The organism is Microbacterium sp. NPDC076895, from assembly GCF_040687115.1.
Lineage (GTDB): Bacteria > Actinomycetota > Actinomycetes > Actinomycetales > Microbacteriaceae > Microbacterium.
The window spans coordinates 55,668-78,523 of sequence record NZ_JBFBMQ010000015.1 but is presented as its reverse complement, the minus strand read 5'-3'; the positions used below and the strand labels follow the sequence as shown (position 1 = coordinate 78,523).

Annotated in this window: 27 protein-coding genes and 1 tRNA gene; 10 read left to right on the top strand and 18 right to left on the bottom strand. The window is 67.4% G+C overall.

The annotated features are described in order from the left end of the window. Positions 1-161: 161 nt before the first annotated feature. From trxA to AB0O89_RS12675, 4 genes are all read left to right on the top strand, one after another. The gene (trxA, locus tag AB0O89_RS12690; protein WP_363498185.1) at positions 162-548 is read left to right on the top strand and encodes a thioredoxin; all 387 of its coding nucleotides are present in this window, start codon (positions 162-164) and stop codon (positions 546-548) included. Further along, the gene (locus tag AB0O89_RS12685; protein WP_363498182.1) at positions 545-808 is read left to right on the top strand and encodes a YgaP-like transmembrane domain; all 264 of its coding nucleotides are present in this window, start codon (positions 545-547) and stop codon (positions 806-808) included. Before trxA ends, AB0O89_RS12685 begins: the two co-directional genes overlap by 4 nt. 84 nt (positions 809-892) lie before the next feature. Next, positions 893-1,306: a DUF4383 domain-containing protein gene (locus tag AB0O89_RS12680; RefSeq protein ID WP_363498179.1), complete on the top strand. Its 414-nt coding sequence runs from the start codon at positions 893-895 to the stop codon at positions 1,304-1,306. After that, positions 1,303-1,851, top strand: a complete 549-nt coding sequence (locus AB0O89_RS12675; protein ID WP_363498176.1) for a hypothetical protein — start codon at positions 1,303-1,305, stop codon at positions 1,849-1,851. Before AB0O89_RS12680 ends, AB0O89_RS12675 begins: the two co-directional genes overlap by 4 nt. Before the next feature lie 11 nt (positions 1,852-1,862). Here the strand turns inward: AB0O89_RS12675 and AB0O89_RS12670 are convergent, their stop codons facing one another. Next, positions 1,863-2,594, bottom strand: a complete 732-nt coding sequence (locus AB0O89_RS12670) for an alpha/beta fold hydrolase (RefSeq protein WP_363498173.1) — start codon at positions 2,592-2,594, stop codon at positions 1,863-1,865. Positions 2,595-2,737: 143 nt separating this feature from the next. Between AB0O89_RS12670 and AB0O89_RS12665 the strand changes: the two genes are divergently transcribed. Next, entirely contained in the window at positions 2,738-5,476 is a 2,739-nt protein-coding gene (locus AB0O89_RS12665; protein WP_363498170.1) for a cation-translocating P-type ATPase, read from the top strand. A gap of 34 nt (positions 5,477-5,510) precedes the next feature. Here AB0O89_RS12665 and AB0O89_RS12660 read toward each other — a convergent pair whose 3' ends face one another. Then, entirely contained in the window at positions 5,511-6,830 is a 1,320-nt protein-coding gene (locus AB0O89_RS12660; RefSeq protein WP_363498167.1) for an FAD-dependent oxidoreductase, read from the bottom strand. Between the two features lie 72 nt (positions 6,831-6,902). Here AB0O89_RS12660 and AB0O89_RS12655 point away from each other — a divergent pair, with 72 nt between their 5' ends. After that, complete coding sequence (locus AB0O89_RS12655) at positions 6,903-7,190, top strand: hypothetical protein (protein WP_363498164.1); 288 nt, start codon at positions 6,903-6,905, stop codon at positions 7,188-7,190. A gap of 1 nt (position 7,191) precedes the next feature. Here the strand turns inward: AB0O89_RS12655 and AB0O89_RS12650 are convergent, their stop codons facing one another. The 10 genes from AB0O89_RS12650 to AB0O89_RS12605 all read right to left on the bottom strand — a co-directional run bounded on the left by AB0O89_RS12650 (position 7,192) and on the right by AB0O89_RS12605 (position 14,205). Next, positions 7,192-7,449, bottom strand: a complete 258-nt coding sequence (locus AB0O89_RS12650; protein WP_363498161.1) for a type II toxin-antitoxin system RelE/ParE family toxin — start codon at positions 7,447-7,449, stop codon at positions 7,192-7,194. Then, positions 7,446-7,703 carry a type II toxin-antitoxin system Phd/YefM family antitoxin gene (locus tag AB0O89_RS12645; RefSeq protein WP_300591881.1) on the bottom strand — a complete coding sequence of 86 codons (258 nt, stop codon included), beginning with the start codon at positions 7,701-7,703 and terminating at the stop codon, positions 7,446-7,448. Before AB0O89_RS12645 ends, AB0O89_RS12650 begins: the two co-directional genes overlap by 4 nt. Positions 7,704-7,751: 48 nt before the next feature. Further along, positions 7,752-8,198 carry a pilus assembly protein TadG-related protein gene (locus AB0O89_RS12640; protein WP_363498158.1) on the bottom strand — a complete coding sequence of 149 codons (447 nt, stop codon included), beginning with the start codon at positions 8,196-8,198 and terminating at the stop codon, positions 7,752-7,754. Beyond that, complete coding sequence (locus tag AB0O89_RS12635) at positions 8,195-8,686, bottom strand: TadE family protein (RefSeq protein WP_363498155.1); 492 nt, start codon at positions 8,684-8,686, stop codon at positions 8,195-8,197. Before AB0O89_RS12635 ends, AB0O89_RS12640 begins: the two co-directional genes overlap by 4 nt. Continuing rightward, complete coding sequence (locus AB0O89_RS12630; RefSeq protein WP_363498152.1) at positions 8,658-9,056, bottom strand: TadE/TadG family type IV pilus assembly protein; 399 nt, start codon at positions 9,054-9,056, stop codon at positions 8,658-8,660. The genes AB0O89_RS12635 and AB0O89_RS12630 overlap by 29 nt, the downstream gene beginning before the upstream one ends. Positions 9,057-9,067: 11 nt before the next feature. Beyond that, on the bottom strand, positions 9,068-9,298 hold the full coding sequence (locus AB0O89_RS12625; protein ID WP_300591891.1) for a hypothetical protein: 231 nt from the start codon (positions 9,296-9,298) through the stop codon (positions 9,068-9,070). A 37-nt stretch (positions 9,299-9,335) separates the two neighbouring features. Then, positions 9,336-10,208, bottom strand: a complete 873-nt coding sequence (locus AB0O89_RS12620) for a type II secretion system F family protein (protein WP_363498148.1) — start codon at positions 10,206-10,208, stop codon at positions 9,336-9,338. Continuing rightward, positions 10,205-11,065 carry a type II secretion system F family protein gene (locus AB0O89_RS12615; RefSeq protein WP_300592097.1) on the bottom strand — a complete coding sequence of 287 codons (861 nt, stop codon included), beginning with the start codon at positions 11,063-11,065 and terminating at the stop codon, positions 10,205-10,207. The genes AB0O89_RS12620 and AB0O89_RS12615 overlap by 4 nt, the downstream gene beginning before the upstream one ends. Continuing rightward, entirely contained in the window at positions 11,062-12,237 is a 1,176-nt protein-coding gene (locus AB0O89_RS12610; protein ID WP_363498144.1) for an ATPase, T2SS/T4P/T4SS family, read from the bottom strand. The genes AB0O89_RS12615 and AB0O89_RS12610 overlap by 4 nt, the downstream gene beginning before the upstream one ends. A gap of 69 nt (positions 12,238-12,306) precedes the next feature. Beyond that, positions 12,307-14,205: a heavy metal translocating P-type ATPase gene (locus AB0O89_RS12605; RefSeq protein WP_363498141.1), complete on the bottom strand. Its 1,899-nt coding sequence runs from the start codon at positions 14,203-14,205 to the stop codon at positions 12,307-12,309. 143 nt (positions 14,206-14,348) lie between these two features. On the opposite strand from AB0O89_RS12605, the gene AB0O89_RS12600 reads away from it, so the two are divergent. Next, a complete protein-coding gene (locus AB0O89_RS12600) occupies positions 14,349-14,573 on the top strand; it encodes a hypothetical protein (protein WP_363498138.1) in 225 nt (74 codons plus the stop codon). 9 nt (positions 14,574-14,582) lie between these two features. On the opposite strand, the gene AB0O89_RS12595 is transcribed toward AB0O89_RS12600, so the two are convergent. The 4 genes from AB0O89_RS12595 to AB0O89_RS12580 all read right to left on the bottom strand — a co-directional run bounded on the left by AB0O89_RS12595 (position 14,583) and on the right by AB0O89_RS12580 (position 18,773). Next, positions 14,583-15,593, bottom strand: a complete 1,011-nt coding sequence (locus tag AB0O89_RS12595) for an ABC transporter permease (protein ID WP_363498135.1) — start codon at positions 15,591-15,593, stop codon at positions 14,583-14,585. After that, complete coding sequence (locus tag AB0O89_RS12590) at positions 15,590-17,146, bottom strand: sugar ABC transporter ATP-binding protein (RefSeq protein ID WP_363498132.1); 1,557 nt, start codon at positions 17,144-17,146, stop codon at positions 15,590-15,592. Before AB0O89_RS12590 ends, AB0O89_RS12595 begins: the two co-directional genes overlap by 4 nt. Positions 17,147-17,149: 3 nt before the next feature. Beyond that, entirely contained in the window at positions 17,150-18,202 is a 1,053-nt protein-coding gene (locus AB0O89_RS12585; RefSeq protein ID WP_363498129.1) for a sugar ABC transporter substrate-binding protein, read from the bottom strand. Positions 18,203-18,374: 172 nt separating this feature from the next. Further along, positions 18,375-18,773, bottom strand: a complete 399-nt coding sequence (locus AB0O89_RS12580) for a nuclear transport factor 2 family protein (protein WP_363498126.1) — start codon at positions 18,771-18,773, stop codon at positions 18,375-18,377. A 179-nt stretch (positions 18,774-18,952) separates the two neighbouring features. Here AB0O89_RS12580 and AB0O89_RS12575 point away from each other — a divergent pair. Next, positions 18,953-19,034, top strand: a tRNA-Leu gene (locus AB0O89_RS12575). Positions 19,035-19,083: 49 nt separating this feature from the next. Beyond that, positions 19,084-19,830: a VTT domain-containing protein gene (locus AB0O89_RS12570; RefSeq protein ID WP_363498123.1), complete on the top strand. Its 747-nt coding sequence runs from the start codon at positions 19,084-19,086 to the stop codon at positions 19,828-19,830. 9 nt (positions 19,831-19,839) lie between these two features. Here AB0O89_RS12570 and AB0O89_RS12565 read toward each other — a convergent pair whose 3' ends face one another. After that, the gene (locus AB0O89_RS12565) at positions 19,840-20,661 is read right to left on the bottom strand and encodes a lytic murein transglycosylase (protein WP_363498120.1); all 822 of its coding nucleotides are present in this window, start codon (positions 20,659-20,661) and stop codon (positions 19,840-19,842) included. A gap of 113 nt (positions 20,662-20,774) precedes the next feature. Here AB0O89_RS12565 and AB0O89_RS12560 point away from each other — a divergent pair, with 113 nt between their 5' ends. Further along, positions 20,775-21,995 (top strand): hypothetical protein, encoded by a 1,221-nt coding sequence (locus AB0O89_RS12560; RefSeq protein WP_363498117.1) that lies wholly within the window; start codon positions 20,775-20,777, stop codon positions 21,993-21,995. On the opposite strand, the gene AB0O89_RS12555 is transcribed toward AB0O89_RS12560, so the two are convergent. Continuing rightward, the gene (locus AB0O89_RS12555; protein ID WP_363498114.1) at positions 21,996-22,802 is read right to left on the bottom strand and encodes a Ku protein; all 807 of its coding nucleotides are present in this window, start codon (positions 22,800-22,802) and stop codon (positions 21,996-21,998) included. Positions 22,803-22,856: the final 54 nt, after the last annotated feature.

Sequence of the window (22,856 nt, the reverse complement as noted above, 5' to 3'; positions counted from 1 at the left end):
ATCTGGGCACTCCTGCGCGACGGCACAACCTTCCATCAGGAATCACCACCCACCACGCCCATCGCCGCTTGACAAGCCAATTGAGATTCCTTTCTGAGCGGCACGGGTGGCATCCCGCACAACACGCCCTGGGCTATACCCCCTAGGGTATGATACAGATCATGGCAACCCGTGAGATCACCCTCGAGACGATCGAGACGACCATCAACGAATCCGGCATTGTGCTGCTCGACTTCTGGGCAGCGTGGTGCGGGCCGTGCCGCATGTTCGGTCCCGTGTTCGAGAAGTCGTCGGAAGACCACCCCGACATCGTCTTCGGGAAGGTCGATACCGAGGCTCAGCAGCAGCTTGCGGCGGGCTTCCGCATCACCTCGATCCCGACGCTCATGGCCTTCCGCGACGGCATCCTCGTCTTCTCGCAGCCCGGCGCACTCGCGGCACCCCAGCTCGAGCAGGTGATCACCGCGGTCGAAGGACTCGACATGGATCACGTGCGTCGCCAGATCGCGGAGCAGAACGCAACCCAGGACGCCCCCAGCACGCCGTGAGCCTGATCCGCGTCTGCGCGATCTCGCGCGCTGAGCGAATCGCGCGATGGGTCGCAGCGATCTTCGTGGCAGCCATCGCCGGGAGCGCGGCGACGACCGGGGTATGGGCGCTTGCCATTCCCGCGGCCTTCGGCGCGCTCATCCTCGGGGCGATGGCGATCACCGGGTGGTGCCCGGGGATGCCAGCGACTCGGTCAGCGGATGCCGCACCCAATGCATTGGGCATTCCGGAGGCACGCCAAAGCGTCGATCTCGACTGAACGCTGAGCGATCCGATCCCAGGAGCGCACCGAACAACTCCCAATGCCGGAGTTCACGAGGAGCTTCGCAGAGAGGAGAACATCATGCGTACGTCCGTCAATCGCCTGATCGGCGTGATCTTCGGGGCCGTCTACGTCGTCGTTGGCCTACTCGGATTCATCGTGACCTCGGGGGTGGGGTTCATCGCGACGTCCGGCGGCATGCTCCTGGGAATCTTCGAGGTCAATCCCCTCCACAACGTCGCGCACATCCTGATCGGCGGCGCGCTGCTGGTCGCGGGTCTGGCCGGCGTACGTCCCGCGAAAGCCGTCAACACAACGGTCGGTGCGGCCTATCTGCTGCTCGGCATCGCCGGGTTCTTCCTCGTGGGGACAGCCGCGAATGTTCTCGCGCTCAACAGCGCCGACCACATTCTGCACCTCGCCAGCGCGCTGCTGCTCATCGGCGTCGGAGTCGGAGCGGACCGCACCGCTGACAGCCGGCGCGCCCTCGCATGATCACCGCAATATGGTTGGGCATCCTGGCGGTCGGGGCGGCTCTGCTGCACCTGGCCGCCGGGGCCGGCGCCCCGCCCGCATGGCTGGCCATACTCGTTGCGATCGGCACGGTCGAGCTCGGCTGGGGCGTGCTGACGCTTCGCCGCGGAGCGCTGACGCGACCGTTGATCACCCTGGTCGGCGCGACCGCAGCAATCTTGATCTCCGCGGTTGCGGCGATCTCCGGAGCCATGCCGTGGCTCGTTCTCATCGTCGTTCTCAGCTTCGACGGAGCGATCGCGGTGATCACGGCGTTCTCGGTGCGGTCTGTTGACAGCACACGGCGCGCTCGCGCGGGTTCACGTCGACCGGGGACGCCCCTCGCCACCATCCTCAGTTTTGTCGGGAGCGCGGTCGTCGTTGCTGCACTCGCGACGCCGGCGCTCGCCGCTACCGAAGCAGGCGCTCACGCGGTGCCTCATGGCCAGATGCACGAAGATGGGGCGGGCACCGGAACCTCAGACTCGGATGCCGAACTCCCACTCTCGCCCGGCCATCACCACTGACCCGGGTAGGTTCAGACCGCGCTGAGGGCACGTGTCTGCGCGCGCAGCACGTCCTCAAGAGCGTCGAGCAGAGCCTCGGGCTTCAGAAGCTGCATCTCGTGGCGGCTGAGGAACTCGCGCACGTCCCAGCCATACCCTCTGAGTCGCTCGAGGTAGCGAGCACGAAGAAGCCGCGACTTCGTCGCCTTCACGATCGTTGACGGCACGGGCGGCGGCGCGGGTTCGACGCGGTGGGCATCCAGCTCCTGCACGACCGACAGCGCCATGAACCGATCCCAGCGGCGGGTGCTCGCCCGCAGCCGGCGACGCAGCGGCGCCGGCACGGCCGGGTCAACGACCGAGAGCATGCGCGCCACAACAGGACCCGCCATCCGGTAGGTCAGCAGGCGACGACCAGCAACCCCCGCGTCGACGTCGAGTGCCGGGTCGAGGTAGATCGCCCGGTGCGGCTGCAGCCGCTCGGCGGCGTCGGCAAGGGCTCGTCCACCGAGCGAGTGCCCGATCGCAAGGTCGAGGTCTGTCGGCAGGGTCTCGACGAGATCGTCAGTGAAATCCCGGAGGCGATAGTGCTCCGACCGGGGGCTGGAGCCGTGACCACGCAGATCGACGGCGAGCACCCGCATCCCGTGTCGCCGCGAGAGTCGCTCGGCGAAATCCTGCCAGAGCAGGCCCGATCCGCTGATGCCGTGAACGATGGCGGCGGTACGGTCGCCGCTGCCGAACTCGTGTACTGCCAAACGCACTCTTCGACGGTACGACCGGCAGTTATGAAGAGGCTCGGAGACCACCCGTGAGAATGCTGGGCGTTGCACCGGGATCGCACGGCGGTGAGACTGTCCGCGACTGCGCTCGCCTCGATAGGATCAGGCCCGGCGAAGGGACCGGCATGACCGAGCAAACCAGACCACAATCCACGCAGGCCACACCGGCGCGGGCATCCGATACCACCGCGTGGTGGACCCTCGATTCGGACGCCATCGTCCGCAGTCTCGGGACGGATGCCGCGTCCGGCCTGACCTCGGCTGATGCAGCCCGACGCCTGGCAACGGGCGGCCCGAACACGATCCCCGCTCCCCCGGCGCCGAGCGCTTGGACGATTGCCCTGCGCCTGCTCGCCGACCCCATGAACCTCATGCTGGTCGCGGTCGTCGTGGTGAGCCTCATCATCGCCCAGTTCGCCGTCGCGTTCATCGTCGCTGCCCTCATCGTGCTGAACGTCGTGCTCGGCACCCGGCAAGAGCTTGCCGCCCGCGCGAGCGTCGACGGGCTCTCGAAGCTGCAGATCCCGCACGTGAAAGTGGTGCGGGACGGATCGCTGCGCGAGGTGCCCGCTCCCGAGATCGTGCCCGGCGACCTCGTGCAGCTCGAGGCGGGCGATCTCGTGCCGGCCGATGGCCGCATCCTGCGCTCCGCGAACCTGCAGACCCAGGAAGCGGCGCTGACCGGCGAAAGCGCGCCGGTCGATAAGGATGTCGCGACGATCGATGGCCACGACGTTGCCCTCGGCGACCGTGCCAACATGCTGTGGCAGAACACGACTGTCACGCGCGGCACCGCCGCGACGGTCGTCACCGGAACCGGGATGTCGACCCAGATGGGCCAGATCGCGGCAATGCTCACCGCCGTCGCGCCCTCCAAGTCGCCGCTGCAGCGCGAGCTCGACGGTCTGACGAAGGTGCTCGGGTTCGTCGCGTGGGGTGCCGTCGCGATCATGATCATCCTGGGGCTCCTGCGCGGCGAGACGATCGCGACCGTGCTGCTGGTGGGCATCGCGATGGCGGTCTCGGCGATCCCGTCGGCCCTGCCGACCTTCGTGCAGGGGATGCTCGCTTACGGTGCCCGGCAACTGGCCGAACACCGCGCGGTCGTGAAGAACCTCAGCGACGTCGAGACGCTCGGCGCGACATCCGCGATCAACTCCGACAAGACCGGAACGCTGACCCTCAACCAGATGACCGCCACCAAGCTCTACGCGCTCGGGCAGTGGTTCACCGTCGAAGGCGAGGGCTATCGCAAGAGCGGCGCCCTCCGTCACGCCGCCGGCAAAGAGGTTCCCGACTTCACGCCCCTCGCCTACGGTCTGTGCCTGAACTCTGACGCGACGGTTTCGGATCCCGGGGTCGTGGTCGGCGACCCGACCGAGGCTGCGCTCGTGGTCTTGGCCGCGAAGCTCGGCGTGGATGCCGAAGAGAGCCGCCGCGCCTACCCGCGCGAGGCCGAGGTTCCCTTCGACTCGGCGTACAAGTTCATGGTGACCTTCCACCACGCGCCGCTGCAGGGCACCGAGACGTTCCTGGCGACGATGAAGGGCGGTCCGGATGTCGTCATCGACCGGTGCTCGCACGCCGTCACCGCCGACGGAGTCGTCCCTATCGCGGACGCGAAAGACAGCATCCTGGAAGCGAACGCCGAGCTCAGCCGCAATGGCCTGCGGGTCCTGGCGATCGCCGTGCGAGACCTCGCCGGCAAGGAGGCGGCAGCCAAGGCAGACCCGATGTCACTCGCCGAGGAGTTCACCTTCGTCGCTCTCGTCGGCATCATCGATCCGCTGCGCCCCGAGGCGATCGAGGCGGTCCGCGTCGCGGGCGAGGCGGGCATCGAAGTGCGGATGATCACCGGCGACCACGCCGTGACCGCCGCTGCGATCGGACGTGAGCTGGGCCTCGGCCCAGGCGCGATCAGCGGACCCGAGCTGCGAGCACTCAGCGACGAAGAGCTCACCGCCCGCCTGCCTGAACTCCACGTGTTCGGCCGCGTCACCCCCGAAGACAAGCTGCGGATCGCCCGTCTCATGCAAGAGCGCGGCGATGTCGTGGCGATGACCGGGGATGCCGTCAACGACGCCGCAGCCCTCAAGCAGGCCGATATCGGTGTCGCGATGGGATCGGGAAGCGAGGTGACGAAGCAAGCCGGCAAGATGATCCTCACCGACGACAACTTCGGCACGCTCGTCGAGGCGATTCGCCTGGGCCGCACGATCTACGACAAGATCGTTAGCTACATCCGCTACCAGATGGCGGGACTGTTCTCGCTCGTACTGCTGTTCCTGGTCTCGAGCATCTTCGACATCAACAACGGCACCCCGATCACGCCGCTCATGGTGCTGTTCCTGAGCTTTTTCATCACCTTCTTCCCGGTGCTCGTCATCACCCTGGATCCGAGCCCCGCGGGACTCATGTCGCAGCCGCCGCGGAACACGAAGATTCCGTTGGCCAACCCCCGCTCGATCGGCCAGTGGCTGCTGTACGGCGTCGCGATCTTCGGCGCCGCGCTTGCCGCGATGCTCCTCTCGCCAGGAACCCCGAGCCAGACCGAGCCGTCGGTGCCCGTCACGATGACCTTCGTCGTGCTGAGCCTCGGTATGGTCCTCGCCGGGTTTGCGATGCGCCGCGATCCCGCATCCGGTCTTGCCGCCCCGATCAGCAACGCCCTGAAGTGGATGTGGATCCCGATCGTGCTGACAGTCCTCTCGGTCGAACTCGACTTCATGAACGCGCTGCTCATGACGACGCCGCTGGATGCCGCGCAATGGTGGCTCGCGATCGGGCTTGCCCTCATTCCCCCGATCGTGGTCGAGGGAGACAAGCTGATCCGTCGGACGCTGGCGCGAAGGGCCGCAGGCTAGATCCTTCGCCGAGCGCTTAGCGGCGCGGGCAGATTCAGCCCGGCATCGCTGAGCGCAGCGTGGTCATGGCGCTGGCGACGAGTTCGTCATCGGTCAGCCGCGCGTTTCGCTCCGCAGCGGCGCCGCCGGCGAAGCCAAGCAGGACGGGCAGCCCGAACGCTTTGTAGCCGTTGACCCAGAACGGCCATGCGCCCGGGTTCTCGGGGTCGACGATGTTGATGACGTCGACGTCGGGGTCCCAGAAGACCTCGTCGAACGCGAGCCACAGTTTGTCGAGCAGGCCCATCCCGAGCGCCGAGATCGCGGCGATCTTCTCGTCGGGAAGCGGTGGGTCGAAGGCGATGGACCCGGCCTGGAGCACGCCGAGGGGTACCGTCACGATGGCGACCGCGCCGGTGAGGGTCTGGCCGTCGGCCCCGGTGATGGTGACCCCGGCGGCATCCTGTGTAATGCGGGTCACCGGCCAATCGGTGCGGATGTCGAGACCGCCGGCAGCCTCAGAGACCAGAGCGCCATAACCGTCGCTCAGCAGGGCGTCACCGCCGCGCTGCTCATCGCCCTCGTCCAAGGCGGCGATGGCGAGGCGATCGGGGTCTGCTCCGTACTCCCCTGCGACCTCGACGGCTACCGCCCACGTCTGTCCCGCGGTGAGAGTGGTGGGAAGCAGATCCGACATCGGCCGTGCCTCAGGATCGTCCGTGTCGGATGCCTCCCAAGCGATCTCTTCCAGCCAATCGAGAGCGTCCTCGTCGGCGCCGATCTGGTTGTCGTAGTCGAACGGGATGAGGTCGGTCCCGGCCTCCGCTGCCAGCGCGGTCATTGGATTCCCGGCGGTGCCGTGGATCCACGAAGCGCCGAGGTCGGCGGCCCCGCCCGCGAACGGAACCGTGTGAGCCCGGCCGCCGACCCGGTCGCGACCCTCGACGACCGTGACCTCTCGTCCGGCGGCGACCAGCGCCCGGGCGGCGGCGAGTCCCGCAAACCCCGCACCGATGACGATGACCGGCCCCGTCGTGGTCGTCACCTGTGCGGCGGCCCGCTCACCGGACTGCCAGGCGCCGATCGTGGTCGCGGGCGCGCTCGTCGAGGTCGCTTCACCGGCGAAGAAGAGGCGCCCCACAGGAGCAGCGAGCAGTTCCCGAGCGCTCGAGCCGAGGTCGCTCGGGGCGAGGTACGAGTACGAACCGAGGGCGAACGGATCCGCCGACCAGGACGTCCGCAGGAACGACGTGGGCCGATCCGGTACTCGCGAACGGATGCCCGGGTCAGTGCCTCGCGGAGTACAGGCCGCGAGCGCGGCGGAAACGCCGAGAGCGATGCTGCCGAGCATCAGTGAGCGGCGGGACACATCCACGGTCGAACGCTACCGCGCAGCATCCGTCTTGAGGGGGATCCGTTTCCCGCGGGGCGGACGTACTCTCGGCACATGTCGGATGTGTTCGGGTGGCTCACGATCGCTGCCCTCGCGCTCGCGCCCGTGAGCTTCGCGATCGGCGGTGCAATCGCGTGGCGGCAGGGCCGAGCACTGCAGCCGTCGTCCAGCTCGGGAGGGACCTTCGGGATGGACGAACTCTTCTACCCGTCAGCCCACAACGCACGGTTGGCGTGGGAACAGGAGCAGATCATCCCTGCGCCCGCGCCGACTCCCGACAAGGGGCCCGGGGTCATCGGCGCCGACGGCCGGATCGTCATCGAGGTGAACGACTCGGCATAAGTCATCTGTCGTAGACGTCCCGCCGATGACCGGCACGCACGACAACGATCGTCAGGATGTCGTCCTCGATGCGGTAGAGCACGCGGTAATCGCCAGTGCGCACCCGCCATTCGGGCCGCGCCGTCAGCTTGGTCGCCGCTGGCGGCCTCGGGTTCTCGCTCAGCAGCTCGATGACGGCTTGTACGCGCCGCTTCGCTTCCGGCGGAAGCTTGCGGATCTCGCGAACCGCCGCCGGGAGGACCTCGATGCGGTAGGTCACAGCCCGAGCTCGCGCTTCACGTCCTCCCACGGGATGGGCGTCTCGGACAGTCGCTCGGTCTCGGCCCAGGCCGCATCGACGGCGCGAATGTCACTGAGTTCCTCGGCGTCGGCTTCGAGCTGGGCGAGGGTCTCCGGGTCAACAATCGCCGCAACTCGCCTATCACGTCGGGTCAAATAGACGGTCCCGCGGCGGGCTTCATCGATCACGGAGGCGAGCCGATCGCGCGCATCCGTGATCGGGATATCAGTCATGACCACACGGTACTCCCGTTTCGCTGCATTACGTACGTTTCAGGACTTTTACCGCAGGGCGTTGCGGCTGGTGGCAGTGGCCTCGAGCGAGACGCCGTCGGGCACGAAGAGACTGAAGACTGGCGGATGCCACTGCCCAGCAACCGTCACCCGCGCTGACAACCCGTCGGGCGTGGATGCCGAGACCAGGCTTGCGTCGGCATCCGACTGCGCCAGCAGCGCACTCGCCTGAGCGTACACATCGCCCGAGGAGAGCTCGGCGCGCGGCGAGCCACCCGCGATCGTGAGCGTGAATCCGTCAGCGCCGGCAAGGGCAGCAGCGTCGGCGACGCTGTCGAGCCGCTTCTGCGCGAGGTACAGACTCGTCGCGTCGACAGTCACGAGGATCAGCACGAGCGCGAGCATCGCGTACCCCAGCACCAGCGGCAGGATGCTGCCCTCCTCGTCACCCACGGCAGGCACCGAATCGCGAAGCCGCCTCAGTACCGTCCTCATCCCCCGCTCCAGAACCGGGACATCCGCTGCACCGCACTCGCCTCGACCGGGACGCTCGCGATCTGATCGAGCCGCAGCACCGGCGGCGCGAACGGCAGCGAGACGCGCGTTGCAACCGAAACCCGCACCGTCGCCCCCGCTGTCGGGCAGGACGCCGACGCCGGAACACACGAAATCGACAGGGACGTGGCGGAGGCGTCCAGGTCATACTCAGCCATCACTGCCGACAGCACCTCGGAGGCGCTGGAGCCGGCGGATGCCGCATCCGACGACAGCGAGATCGCCCGCGCGACGTGGCGGGCTGCGGCTTCGGCGCCGAGCGCCTGATGCTGAATCTGGCCGAGCGCGACGACGACGTAGATGAGCGGCACGAGCATGAGGAGTCCGACGGTGAGGAACTCGAGAGATGCAGAGCCGTCGTCCTCGCGCAGCATCCGAGCCAGTCGTGAACGCAACCTGTCAGCGATCGAACGACTCCAACGGAGCATGGGCGGTCACCTCCGTCTTCAGGCCGCTCGGCCACAGGCCCACGAGCGGGATGCTCGCCCGCACCGTGACCTCAACGACAGGCTGACCGTCGATCATGACCTCGCGGGTGCCGACATCCGTTCCATACTCGGCTCCGATCGCCCGGGAGATCACCTCGCGCGTGCGATCGACGGCTGAGCCGGTAGCGGTGTCGGCGAGTGCGCCGTAATACGCTCCCTCGACCGCGGCGTCGTGCACGACGTTTCTCACGTAGGTGGCGACGCCCAGCTGAATCACCCCGAGTGTGAGCGCCGTGAGCAATGCGGCGACCATGATGAACTCGACCGGCGCAGAGCCCCGATCGTCATCCCAGACGCCACAATCACTCACAGCCAGCCGCCTCAGAACCCCGATACGCGGGAGATCGCCTGTTCGAACAAACCCGACAGCGCAGGACCCGCGAGCGCCCAAATCAACACGACCAGCCCTGCGGTCATGAGCGTGATCAACACCCAGCCGGGTACGTCACCGCGGTCTTCACGCAGCGCGGCTGCCACGCCGGCGTCCTCTAGATCGGTTCCCGCACGCGGCGCGATCGCTTCGCGCAGGCGGTTCAGCATCCGTCTCATCATCATCTCCTTCGGTTCGGTTATCGCTATTGGTGGGCACTCATCCGAGGTCGAGCATCACGACGCCGGGGAAGATCGCAAACAGCACGCTGACCGGCAGAATCAAGAAGACAAGCGGGATGAGCATCGCAATCTCTTTGCGGCCGGCCTGCTCAATGAGCTCGCGCTGCTCCCCCGAGCGCGCATCGGCGGCGTGGGCGTGGAGCACATCAGCGAGGGGCGTTCCCCGGTCGACCGCTGCGACGAGTTGATCGATCGCGCGCGACAGGGCCGGGCTGTCTTCTCGACGAGCGAACGCAAGCAAGGCATCCGTCAACGCCGATCCGGTCCCGACCTCAACGACGACTTCGCGGATGCCTGCCGCAAGCTCTCCGGTCCCCCGGCTGCCGACGCGTCGAAGCGCGTCGAGAAGCCCCTCACCCGCAGACAAGCACAGCGCAAGGAATTCGAGAACGACGGGGAGCTCTTCGTGCAGCCGCCTCGCACGGGCGCGCTCGCCGGCGCGGCGCACGGATTGCTCGCCGACCGCGGCAGCGGTCGCACCGACCAGGGGCAGCGCCAGTAGGCCTGGATGCGGACCCTGCGTCAGCGCAACAGCTGTCGCCAGCGCCGCTCCCACTCCCGCTCCGAGCAGCGCCCAGACAAGTGCGCGCGAACGCTGCCACGAGGAACGGATGCTCGACAGCCGCTGGGCGGCGGCCTCCCACGCCGGCGCAGCCGATCCGAGAACGGGCACGGTGATGGCGCTGAACGCGCGGCCGGGGTCCCCGTCCGTGACATCGCGCAGGTACGGAGCAAGGCGCGCCGTCAATCCACGGGCGCGCCAGCGTGGCGACGCCGAGAAGACGAGAAGAAGGCCCCCAGCGAGCGCGCCGCCGAAGACCACGGCAAGGGCGACATCCGTCGGGTTCACGCGAACCACCTCTGCGGCTCAGCGAGCCTTCCCACACGAAGCATGAGCCGGAACGCGACAACAGTCACGACGGCGCCGCCGAGGATCAGCGCGACTCCCTGGGGCGAGCCGTACGCGGCAGCAGCCTCGGGACGAAGCGCGAGAAGCCCGAGAATCACCCACGGAGCAACGGCTCCGAGAACCGCCGCGGCGCGTATCCACGACTGGCGGGCCTCGACCTCGGCGCGCAAGGTCGCATCGGCGCGAACCGCCGCCCCGAGTGCGCGCAGTGTGGGCACGAGCTCCGTCCCGCCGACCTCACGCGCCATGCGCAAGGTCTCCACGATCCGGTCCGCGATCGGATCAGCCAGGCGGGTCTTCAGGCCGGCGAGCGCGGCATCCAAGTGCCCAGACGCCGAGACGTCGCGGGCGAACCTGACGAAGTCGGGTCGAAGTCGCTCGGGACCCGAAACGGCAAGGCTCGCGACCGCGTCAGCGAGCGACATCCCGGCCCGAACCGACGACACGAGAAGGTCACAGACATCGGGCCAGAGTCCACGGCGCTCTTTGGCGCGTCGCCGAGCCCGAGACTGCAACCAGGCGATGGGAGCGTATGCGCCGACGAGACCCGCGAGAAGCCACAGGGGCAGCGTGGGAAACACGAGCCACGCGAGTGCGGCGGCGATCACACCGACAAGGGCAGAAGAGGCAAGAACGTTGCGAGAGCTCGCCCGCTCCGCGAAGCCTGCCTCACCGATCAGCCGGGTCAGCGCCGAGGGGGCCGCCGGTGATGCGGAGCCGCGTCCCGCCGGCCACAGCCATGGCGACACGATGAGCAGGACTCCTGTGCCGAGCATCACTCCCACGAGCAGAATCATCGGTCCCTGCTCCGCATCAGTGGCTGCCGTTCCCGTCGGGCCGCAGGGCGGGTCTGGATGACGCCATCCTCGATTCCCCTGGGCTCGACGATCTCGGTCACCCGTCGCCGGCCGGTCGCGTCCCGCTGGCAGTGGACGACAAGATCGACGGATTCCGCGACCGCCGGAACCACGAAGCCGCTGTCGATGTTGCGGCCCGCCAGCAGCGGAAGTGAGCAGAGCTTGCGGAGTGCATCGGCTGCGGAGTTGGCGTGGATTGTCGCGGCGCCCGGTACACCGGTGTTGAGTGCGAGGACGAGATCGAGCGCTTCGGCGTCTCGCACCTCGCCGATGACCAGCCGATCTGGCCGCATCCGCAGCGCCTCTTTCACGAGGCGGCGCAGCGTCACCTCCCCTCCCCCTTCGAGGCTCGGCTGACGCCCCTGCAGCGCGACCAGATCGGCGGCTTCTACGGCGAGTTCGAACGTCTCCTCCACCGTGACAATGCGCTGCGACGGCGCACACGCGGCAATGAGCGCCGCAAGCAGCGTCGTCTTGCCGGCGTGCGTAGCACCCGAAACGAGGATGCTGCGCCCCTCCCGCATCGCGATCGCCAACAGGTCAGCATCCGCCGCCGTCACGCTGCCCACCGCGACGAGGTCATCCAGCGACCGGTAGCGCGGGAGGAACTTGCGGATGTTCACGACCCAGTGCCGCCGCGTGATGTCGGGGATCACGACGTGCAAGCGACTGCCATCTGGAAGCGATGCATCGACGAATGGCTGGCTGAGATCGACCCGGCGGCCGGTCGCGTGCAGCATCCGTTCGACAAGATCTCGTACCGCCGTGTCGGTTAGCGCGAGCGGGACCCGGGACGCGACTCCGGCGCGCGCCACGAAGATCCGGTCGGGAGCGTTGATCCAGAGTTCCTCGACCTCGGGGTCGTCAAGGTAGGCCTGCAACGGACCGAATCCCGAGAGCTGGGCCAGGATGTCGCGCACGTGGTGCGCCTCGTCATCGAGAGTCCGCTCACCACGAGCCAGCGCGAAATCGTTGTGCCGCCGCACCTCGGATCTTGCGATCTGGCTCGCCCGATCGGGGTCACGCTGCGGGTCGATTTGTGCCGCTCGCAACGACTCGCGCACGCGTGCGACGACCGAAACTGTCGGGTCGGCGGGCGAGGTGAGGGTCACCCGTGCATCCTGACAAGGCCGCGCGCCGCGCCGCGGGAGTTATCCACAACGACGCCGCGCCGGGCTCTGTCAGCCCGCCGGCGAAACCACAGGTCGCTGGGCTCTGCGGGGCGCCCCTAGCGCCCGCAGCGCGTAGAGGATCGTCGCGACATCGACGAGTTCCTGAATGAGGGCGCCCGCCACGGCGGGGATCACCCCCGTCATCGCGACGATCATGAGTGCAATGCTCAGCCCGATCCCCACGCCGATCGCGGTCAGGGCCACGCGCAGGGTGTGGCGGGCGATAGCAACGACGTCGGCAACCGGGGCGAGAGCATCCAGCAGGATGACGACATCCGCCGCATCCCCCGCGGCTGTCGCGCCGCGCGCGCCCATCGCGACGCCGATGTCGGATGCCGCGAGCACAGGCGCGTCATTCACCCCGTCCCCGACCATCATCATCGGCCGAGGCTGCAGACCGGCGGCAAGCTCGACCTTGTCGCCGGGCAGAAGCTCCGCGTGCACCTCGTCAATCCCCACCGCCGTCGCGACCGACTGCGCGGTAGCGCCGACGTCACCGGTGAACATCGCGACCCGGCTCACACCGGTCTCTCGGAGCCAGGCAACGACACCGGGCGCATCGGGCCGGGGATCATCGGCCAGGATGATCGTTCCCGCGAACCGTCCATCGATCGCGACGTAGGCCGCGGCCTGTCCGGCATCCAGGGTCTCGCGCGCCGCCGTGCCGGTGAGTGCCGCGACATAGGCGGGCTTGCCGACGGTGACCGGACGGCCCTGTACCGATGCGGTGACGCCGTTGGTGGCCTCTTCCGAGGCGTCAGTCGCCGGGAGCAGATCGAGCCCGCGGTCGAGGGCGGCGCGGCGCACGCTCTCTGCCAGCACGTGCGTGGAGTACTGCTCAGCAGAGGCAGCGAACTGCAACACGTCGTCGGCAGTGAACCCGTCCGCGGGCCGCACGGCGACGAGAGCGGGGCGACCCCACGTCAGCGTTCCCGTCTTGTCGAAGGCCGCGGAGCTCACGCGCGCGAGCTGCTCGATGACCGCGCCGCTCTTGACGATGACCCCCGCCTTCGCCGCTCGCGACAGGCCTGCGAGGAACGCGACCGGCGCGGCAATCAGCAGCGGGCAGGGGGTCGCCAGCACCAGCACTTCAGCAAAACGCACCGGGTCTCCCGAGATCGCCCAGGCCGTTCCCGCGAGCACGAGAGAGACTGCGGTGAAAGGCACGGCAAACCTGTCTGCCAGGCGAACGACGGGCGCCCGAGAACTCTCGGCTGCGTGGACGAGCGCGACGATCTGCTGGTACTGGCTGTCGGCGCTGCGTCGCGTCGCTCGAACCCGGACGGCCCGAGATCCGTTGATGGCCCCCGAGAACACCTCGTCGCCTTCGCTGCGCTGCACGGGAAGGCTCTCCCCCGTCAGCGACGATTCGTCGAACTCCGCGTCTGCGCTCAGCAGCAGGGCATCCACGGGCACGATCTCTGCCGGACGCACCAGCAGGATGTCGCCAACGGCAACCTCATCGACGGGGACATCCTTCACACTCTCGACAGCCCCCGACCCGCCGCCGGTCACGACGTGCGCCGTGCGCGGTGATCTGTCCAGCAGCGCACGAAGGTCCCGGCGCGCACGCCGGCCTGCGATATCCTCGAGCGCCGCACCGCCGGCGAGCATCAAGACGATCACCAGCGCCGCCAGATACTCCCCGACCGCGAGGGTCGCGATCATCGCGGTGACGGCGAGAACATCGAGCCCGACGTGCCCGCGCAACACGTCGCGCACCATGCCCACAAGAGTCCAGACGATGATCCCCGCAACCCAGATCGTCGCGACCCACCGTGCAACGCCAGGCATTCCGGATGCCGCGAGCACCCCGACGGCGAGGAGCACCAGCGCGGTAGCCGTCACGAGCGGGTACGCCCAGATCCAGCGCAGATACCTCATTCGGACCTCCAGCGCCGCAACCATGGCGACACCCCCGAGCCTAGGCAGGCGCACCCGCACACACCAGGGCGACTGGTCCCACGGCCCGCGAGCCCCCTGTCGGTTCGCGGCATCCGCGTTGCACAATGGCACCGGAGCATTCGGATGAGGCCCGAGAGGCGGAAACCATGACCATCAAGACGCCGAGCCACGTGGCACGGAAGACCGGTACGGGAATCGTCGGCGGACTGGTCGGAGGCGTCATCCGGGCCGCGTGGGCGGGCCTGGCGTTCTGGGACCTCTATATCCGTCCCGAGAACAAGCTCAACGGCAAGAAACCGTTGTGGGCCTTCGTGATCGTGCTCGGCGGTATCGGCCCGCTGATCTACTTCTTCTTCGCGCCCAAGCGCTGAGCGTCCAGATCAACGGCGCTTGATCCGCGACCAGGCGTCGAAGCCGACGGCGAGCAGGATGATGGCGCCCAGCGCGATGCCCTGGAACAGCGGATCGATCTTCAGCAGCGTGAATCCGTTATAGAGCATCGCGATGAACAGGATGCCGAGCACCGTCCGCCACACCGCACCTTCACCACCGAGGATCGAGGTACCGCCGACGACGATGCCCGCCAGCACCGTGAACGTCAGCGTCGTCGCGATCGCATCGTTCTCGGGCACCGAGGGCGTGCGCGCGAGGTCGATCACACCGGCAAGGCCCGCGCCGAGACCGGTCAGCGCGAAGGTCGCGATGCGGACGACGTTGACTCGGATGCCGGCAAGTCGCGCGGCTTCGGCGTTGCCGCCCGCCGCATAGACGTAGCGCCCGAAGGTCGTGCGCCACAGCACGATCCCGAGGGCCACCACCACCACCAGAGCGATCCAGATCGGCAGCGACATACCGAGCGGCTCGGTCTTGGCGATCCAGGTGAACTCGGGCACGTCGACGCGGATCTGCCCGATTCCCTCTTTGCCCGCCTGGGAGACAAGCTTCGTCGCGCCCAAGATGATGAAGCTCATCGCCAGGGTCGCGATCAGCGGGTTGATCCGCAGATATGTGCTGATGACGCCGTTGATGATGCCGACGGCAAGGCCCGACAGCACCCCCGCGAGGATGCCGAGCACAGCACCCTCGGTGCCGCCGACCTTGATGATCACGGTGCCGCAGACGACAGCCGTGAACATATAGGTGGCACCGACCGACAGGTCGATCCCGCCCGCGATCAGCACCAGGGTGCTCGCTGCCGCGATGATCAGGATGCCGGACTGGCGATCGAGCACGTTGCCGATGTTCTGGAACGACAGGAACGCGGGGCTTCCGATCGAGAGGGCGATGAAAACGGCAAGGAACGGAACGACGATCGCGACCGATCGCCACGGTATGCGCGAGAGAACGCTCTGCTGCGCTTGGGTGGGCACGGTGCCGGTGGTCAGGGTCATGATTTTCCACTCATGATCGGATCCGCAAAGGCTGCGGTGAGGACGTTTTCTTCAGTTCTGTCGTCGCCCGCGAGCTCCGCGACGATGCGGCCGCTGCGAATGACGAGAATGCGGTGCGCGAGCCCGAGCACCTCTTCCACATCGGATGAGACGACGATCACCCCGATGCCCCGTGAGGCTTCGGCGACGATCAGGTCGTAGATCGCCCGACGCGACCCGACATCGACGCCACGAGTCGGTTCGTCGGCGATGAGCACGGCGCGGGGGCGCTGCAGAGCTCGCGCGAACAGCACCTTCTGTTGGTTGCCGCCCGAGAGACTCGAGACGCTGCGGCGATCGTCTCCGGCGACGGTGACACGATCGAGCATTGCTTTCGCGTCGACGCGTTCGGCACGTGTGCGCACCCATCCTGCACGGGCGAATGCGGCGAGGTTCGACAGCGTCACGTTGTCGCGGATCGACCGCCCGAGCACCAGCCCCTGGTCTTTACGGGACTCGGGAATGAGGAACAGACCAGCGTTGAGCGCGGCTGGAACCGACGCGCCCACCGGAGTTCGCTTCTCACCATCACCACGCCCCGGCTCCATCAGCTCGACGGAACCGCCGTGGCGGCCCGCGGCTCCGAAGATGGCGTGCACGATCTCGCTGCGACCGGCACCGACGAGTCCGGCGAGCCCCACGATCTCGCCAGGTCGCACCGAGAACGACACTCCGCGCACCCCGGGTGCCACGAGATCTGTCACGGTCAGCACCGGGTCGCCTGTCGTGGGAACGGGAGGCTGTTCCGGGAACACGGCGCCGAGCGTCCGGCCGAGCATCGCCTCGATGAGGCTTGCCTCGGTCTCGTCGGCCGCGGCGCCGGTGCGGATGAGGCGACCGTCGCGAAGCACGGTGATGTCGTCGGCAAGTTCGAGCACCTCGCTGAGGAAGTGCGAGATGAGAACGACGGTGTGCCCGGATGCCGCGAGTTGACGCACGACGGCGTGCAGCAGGTCGGCATCCGCCCCCGACAGCGCCGCCGTCGGCTCATCCATGATGATGACCGACGCACCCCGGGCGAGGGCGCGCATGATCTCGACCTTCTGCTGATCGGCCGTACGCAATGCGCCCACCGGGACATCCGCGGGCAAGTCGAACCCGGTGCGTTCGCTCAGTGCCCGGTACTGCGCGCCGAGCCGTTTGCGACCGATGAACCCGATCCGCCGCGGCTCGCGTCCGAGGAAGACGTTCTCAGCGACCGACAGGGCAGGAACGAGAGCCAACTCCTGAGCAATCGTCGCGATGCCGCGATCGAGCGCCTCCCGGGGCGACCCGAAGCTCACGCGCTCGCCGTTGACGAGCACCTCCCCCTCGTCGGCGCTGTACAGGCCGGCGATGATCTTCGCGAGCGTCGACTTGCCCGCGCCGTTCTCGCCGACCAGGGCGTGGACGGTTCCGGGACGAATCGTCAGGTCGATATTGCGGAGGACGGGCAGACCGCCGAAGGACTTGCCGACGTCCCGCAGCTCGACGGTGAGCTGCGGGACGCCGGCGTCAGCCGGTTGGTGCGGCATGGATCAACCGGGCCACTCGCCGGTGAACTGGGTGACGGTGTCGGGGGTCATGACCCCGTTGTTCGGGGAGTCTGCGAACGGGTCGACATCTCCCATGTCGGTGCCGTCGCGCAGCGCCGCGATCATCGCTTCCATCCCCAGGCGACCGGTCGTGGCAGGCGCCATGATGACGTCCGAGTAAACGATGCCTTCCGAAATCGCGTCGAGGGCCCACTGCGAGCCGCCGTACCCGACGAGCAGGTAGTCACCAACGTCCGCGCCCGAGTCACCAATCGCCAGAACGGCACCCTGCAGCCCCTGGTCCGAGGTGACGATCGCATCGATGTCGGGGTTCGCGGTCAGGATGTCGGCCACCGCGGTCTGCGCGGCTGCCGGGTTCCAGAACGTCTCCCCCTCGGCGACGACAGTCACGGGTGTTCCCGCGATCGCCTCGCTGAAGGCATCCCACAGCGCAATGCTCACACTGGAGGTCTTCAGGTCGTGCAGATACGCGACGTTGCAGGGGTCGAGGTTCATCGACGCGCAGGCCTCGACGGTCTGCTCCCCGAGCTTCTGGCCGAGAACCGTCGGAACGAACACGATGTTCGATGCGAGGCCCGGCAACTGAGTGGCCCCGGAGGTGAAGTCCTCACCCAGGATCTGGTCGATGTTGACCACGGTGAGCCCGGCATCCATTGCCTCGGCCACGACATCCATGATCGCGGGGCCGTAGATGGGCTGCACGATCATGCCGTCGTAGTCGCCCGATGCGATGACGTCTTCGATGAGCGTGGCCTGGGTAGCCGGATCGAGGTTTCCGTCGAACACGGTGATCTCGGCGTTGTTGGCCGCGGCGACCTCCTGCGCGGCAGCCAGCATCGGCTCGTCGTAGGTGTTCGCGACCGCGAACGAGATGTAGGCGATCTGCAACGGCTCGTCACTGGGCGCCGACGTCTCTCCCGAGCCCGATGCGTCGGTGGTGCCCGACGAACACGCTGCGAGGGCGAGTGCGGCGACGGCGATCCCCGCACCGGCGAGCACCCCTCTTCGCCGTGGAATAGCTGTGCTGAGTGGCATGACTTCTCCTTTGAAATCGGGTACACGGTGGGCGGCCCCTGCGGCTCTCTCCCGAAAGCCGGCCTGGACAGTGTTCAGCGCTGGCGTACACTCTGCCGTGTCGCCACACTTAACGCAAGGGTTCCGAACGACGGGTACGCGACCGTGACCAATCCGTTGCCGGCCCCGCGACCTACTGCCCCCAACCCGCCGGAGGCTCGATGAGTCCGGGAGCGAAGTGCCAGTACTCGCGCAGGTGACGAACCAGGCCACCCTCGTCGAACACCAGGAAGAACTCCCCCGCGAGCGTCACCTCGGCTCCGTCGTTGCGCAACGTGACCCACCACTCGACAGCCGCATGAGAACCGGCGGTCACTACTTTCCCCGTGCGGAAGCGGATGTCCGACTGGGTCGCTGTCACGCGCGTCCAATAGGCATGGACGCCCTCGCGCCCGCGATACGGCTCCTCGTACGGCTGCTCGCGATACGTCGCATCATCCGTGAACAGCGCGGCCGCGGCATCCGCGTCTCGCGTCTCCCACGCCTTCCGATAGTCATCGAGCCACTGCTGTACCTGTTCGGTCGTCACCATCGTTTCCTCTCGCCAATCGACACTGCTTGGTGCAGTCTTACTGCACACCCTGTCGCGGTGGAGCGGCCAGCGCAAGGGGTCGAGGTCGTGGCGGCGGCTCTCTGAATCCGGACCACGAGCTCGGCGCTGAGAGCAAACGTCGAGATCGTCAAATGAGCGTCAGTAGACTGATCGCACCCGCGGGAGTGGTGAAATTGGCAGACACGCAGGATTTAGGTTCCTGTGCCTTCGGGCGTGTGGGTTCAAGTCCCACCTTCCGCACGCAAGGCATCCCGCCGCGCCCTTGACCGCCGACACCGACGGAACCCACGTGCACTCACTGGCTCTCATTCCCTGGCTCGACCCCGAGACGATCATTTCCGCGGCAGGCCCGTGGGCTCTGCTGGTGGTGTGCCTGATCATCTTCGCCGAAACGGGCTTGCTGATCGGGTTCCTCTTCCCCGGCGACACTCTGCTGATCATCTCTGGGCTGCTGACCCACACCAATGACGTCTTCGGCGTGAACATCTGGGTCGTGTGCTCGCTGATCGCGCTCGCCGCTTTCCTCGGTGGGGAGGTCGGCTACTACATCGGACACAAGGGCGGACCTGCCGTGTTCGAACGCAAGGAATCCGGGATCTTCAGCAAGCGCAACGTCGAGCGCACCAACGCCTTCTTCGAACGTTTCGGCGGAATCACCGTCATCCTCGCCCGATTCGTTCCGATCGTGCGCACCTTCGCCCCCGTCGCTGCGGGCGTTGGACACATGCCCTGGCGCAGGTACACGCTCTACAACCTGATCGGCGCGCTGCTGTGGGGATTCGGTCTCACCATGGTCGGCTACCTCATCGCCTACATCCCGTGGGTTCGTGACCTCGTCACCGAGTACATCGACATCATCCTGTTGATTGCGGTCGGCGGCACGGCGCTGGTCGTCGCTTACCACTACTTCAGCGAGAAGTGGAAGTCCCGCAAAGAGGCGGCATCCGGCGAGAAGCTCGAGACGGATGCTGCAGAAGCGCGCGATCTGGCTCTGGAGCCCGAGGTGTTCGATAAGCGCCCCGAGGACTCCCAGTAAGGGCCAGGCTCAACCGGCGCGCGCCGCGTATTCGTTCGCGCGCCGCGCCACTTCGTCGACGTAGCTGTCCAGGTTGTTGTAGCTGAACACCGCCGCCCGCCAGGCGTCAGCGGCTGCAACTGACCCGGAGGCGCACAGGTAGCGAGCGGCGGCGAGCGCGGCATCGTCGATCTGGTTCGGGTTGGAATCACCGTCACCGTTGCCGTCTGAGCCCCAGCGCGACCACGTCGAGGGAATGAACTGCATGGGTCCCACCGCCCGATCCCACACGGTGTCGGCATCCCACCGCCCACCATCGGTATCGGGGATCGCCTGAACCCCGTTTCCGTCGAGCGCGGCACCGCGAATGGCGGGCTCGGAGTATCCGTCTGCGCCAAGCACCGCTCCCCCGTGGCGCCCGTGATCCGACTCCACCGATCCGATCGCGGCGATCGTGTTCCACCCCAATCCGCAGCCGGGTTGCATCGTCGAGATCGCCAGCGCTGCTGACGCGTACGCGGTCATGGCCCGCTCCGGGATGCCGGTCGCGGCGGCTACACGCGCCACCCAGGCCGGATCAGGCCCTGAGCTCATGGGTGCCGGGCTCGAGGTCGCTGCATCGTGCACCGTGTCTGCCGCAGCATCCGTGTCTGCGACGGGCGGTTCCGGCGCCACGGCAGGCGGCGCCTCCGACCCGCGCTCCCCCGCGGGAGCTGACACCGCCGCAGAGACATTCAGCAACACCCAGACGAGCGTCCCTGCGATCACGAGAATTGCTGCGAGCAGGCCGAGCGTGCCACCGATGCCAGAGCGCACGGGCGGGTCGGGTGAGTGGTTCATCGGTTCGGTCATGTCGAGTCGCGCAGATGATAACGATGCGAGACGAACGGATGCCGACACCTCCGGCATCAGCGATCTCCATCCTCTGCCCGCTACTGTTCGTAGCGCACACGTACGGAGACCCGATGACCCTCTTTGACGAACCGGAGCCGGCGGGCGACGAACACCCGTTGACGCCGACCCGGCGGCGCAGCGCCACCGGGTGGTGGGTTGCGCTTGGCGCGCTCGTCATTGCGATCGCGCTCGGCGCGAGTGTGATGTTCGCTCAATCGTTGCCCGAACCTCTGCGTAGCTGGTTGCTGCCAGCGCAGGGGTGGGTTGCGCAGACGCTCGACCTGCCCGGTGACTGGGGGCCTGTGCCCGAACCGTCAGCCGCGGTCGCGGCACTCGCCGATCAGATGTCACTGACGGAGTCCGGACGTGAGGTGTTTTTTCGCACCGAACCAGAGCTGGTCGGCGACGAGATCCTGACGCTGTGCGAACGAGGTCACGGCGGTGAGCCCGATCCGTCCCCCTCGCCATCGCTGGGCGGCGAGGGCGAAGGCGGCGCGGTGACCCTCGGCTGCTACCGGCCGAGCACAGACCGCATGTACCTCTTCGAGCCGGATGACGAGCGCCTCACGGGCTTCACGGTGACATTCGCCGCGCACGAACTGCTGCACGCGGTCTATGGCCGCATGAGCCCGGAACAGCAGCGCGAGGTCGATGCGCTCGTCAACGCCGAAGCGGCGAGAATCCCCGAGGGCGATCCGGTGCTCGCCCAGATCGAGGCATCCGTGGGCGGAGACGAATCACGTCGGGGAAACGAGCTCTTCGCCTACCTCGGCTCACAGGTCGAGCTCGAGGGCGGATTCACACCTGAGCTTGAGGCGCTCTATGCCGAGACCTTTGCCGATCGCTCGGCTCTCGTCGCGGTGCATGCGGCGTCGATCGCCGTGCTCGACGGCGTTCGCGCCGACGTCGATGCCGCGTGGTCTCGGGTGGCCGAGGCCGAGACCGCGGCCGGGCAGGCACGCGCGCAGTGGAACGCCGACCAGAGCTGGTACGACCAAGCTCTGGCCCGGTACACCAGCGATCTCGCCCAGTTCGAGGCGACACCGGAGGCCGAGCGCGGGTCGTACGTCGTGACCTTCACGACCTTCGGCGGTGAGCGCCGTCAGACGTCGTGGGAAGAGTACCTGCGCTATCGCGCCGACGAACTCGACGGATTGGCGGCCGACCTGGCCGCACGGGAGCCTGGCATCTCGGAGCAAGAAGCCCAAGCGGCCGAGCTACGCTCCCAGACGGAAGCCCTCACGGCCGATGCGAACGCGCTGTTCGCCGCGGCCTTTCCCGGTTCGTCCTGATCAGCCGGACTTCTTCTCGCGGGCGGCCCGTGAGCGTTCGACGCTGGCACGTAGCGCCTCCATGAGGTCGATGACTTCGCCGCCCTGCTCTTCGGGCTGCTCGCCGAACGTCTCGGACGTATCGAGCGCATCCCCCTTCTCGAGCTTGGCCTCGATGAGGGTCCGCAACTCCTGCTGGTACTCGTCGACGAAGTCGGCGGGGTCGAAATCGCCCGAAAAGCTCTCGACGAGGGATGCCGACAGCTCGAGCTCTTTGTCAGAGATCTTCACTGACTCGCTCAGCGACGGGAACGCTGCCTCCCGCACCTCATCTGCCCACAACAGGGTCTGCAGAACGAGGACGTCGCCGCGCACCCGGAGCGCCGCCAGCCGTGTCTTCTGCCGCAGCGAGAACCGCACGATCGCGGTGCGGTCGGTCTGCTCCAGCGTCTTGCGCAGCAGTACGTAGGCCTTGGGAGACTTCGAGTCCGGTTCGAGGTAGTACGCCTTGTCGAGCGTAATGACATCAACCTGCTCGCTCGGGACGAACTCAACGACCTCGATCTCGCGACTGCGTTCGGAGGGAAGCGCCGCGAGGTCGTCCTTCGTGAGGATCACGGTCTTCTCGCCGTCGTCGTAGGCCCGGTCGATCTCGCTGTACGGCACGACCTCGCCGTCGAGTTCGCACACGCGCTGATAACGGATGCGGCCCCCGTCGGCGGCATGGACCTGATGCAACGACACGTCGTGGTCCTCGGTGGCGGCATAGACCTTCACCGGAACGTTGACCAGTCCGAACGTCAACGCGCCCTTCCAGATGGACCTCATCACCCCAGTACACACGTTCGCGGCGCCCAGTGCCAGCATCCGGCCCGTCTCGGG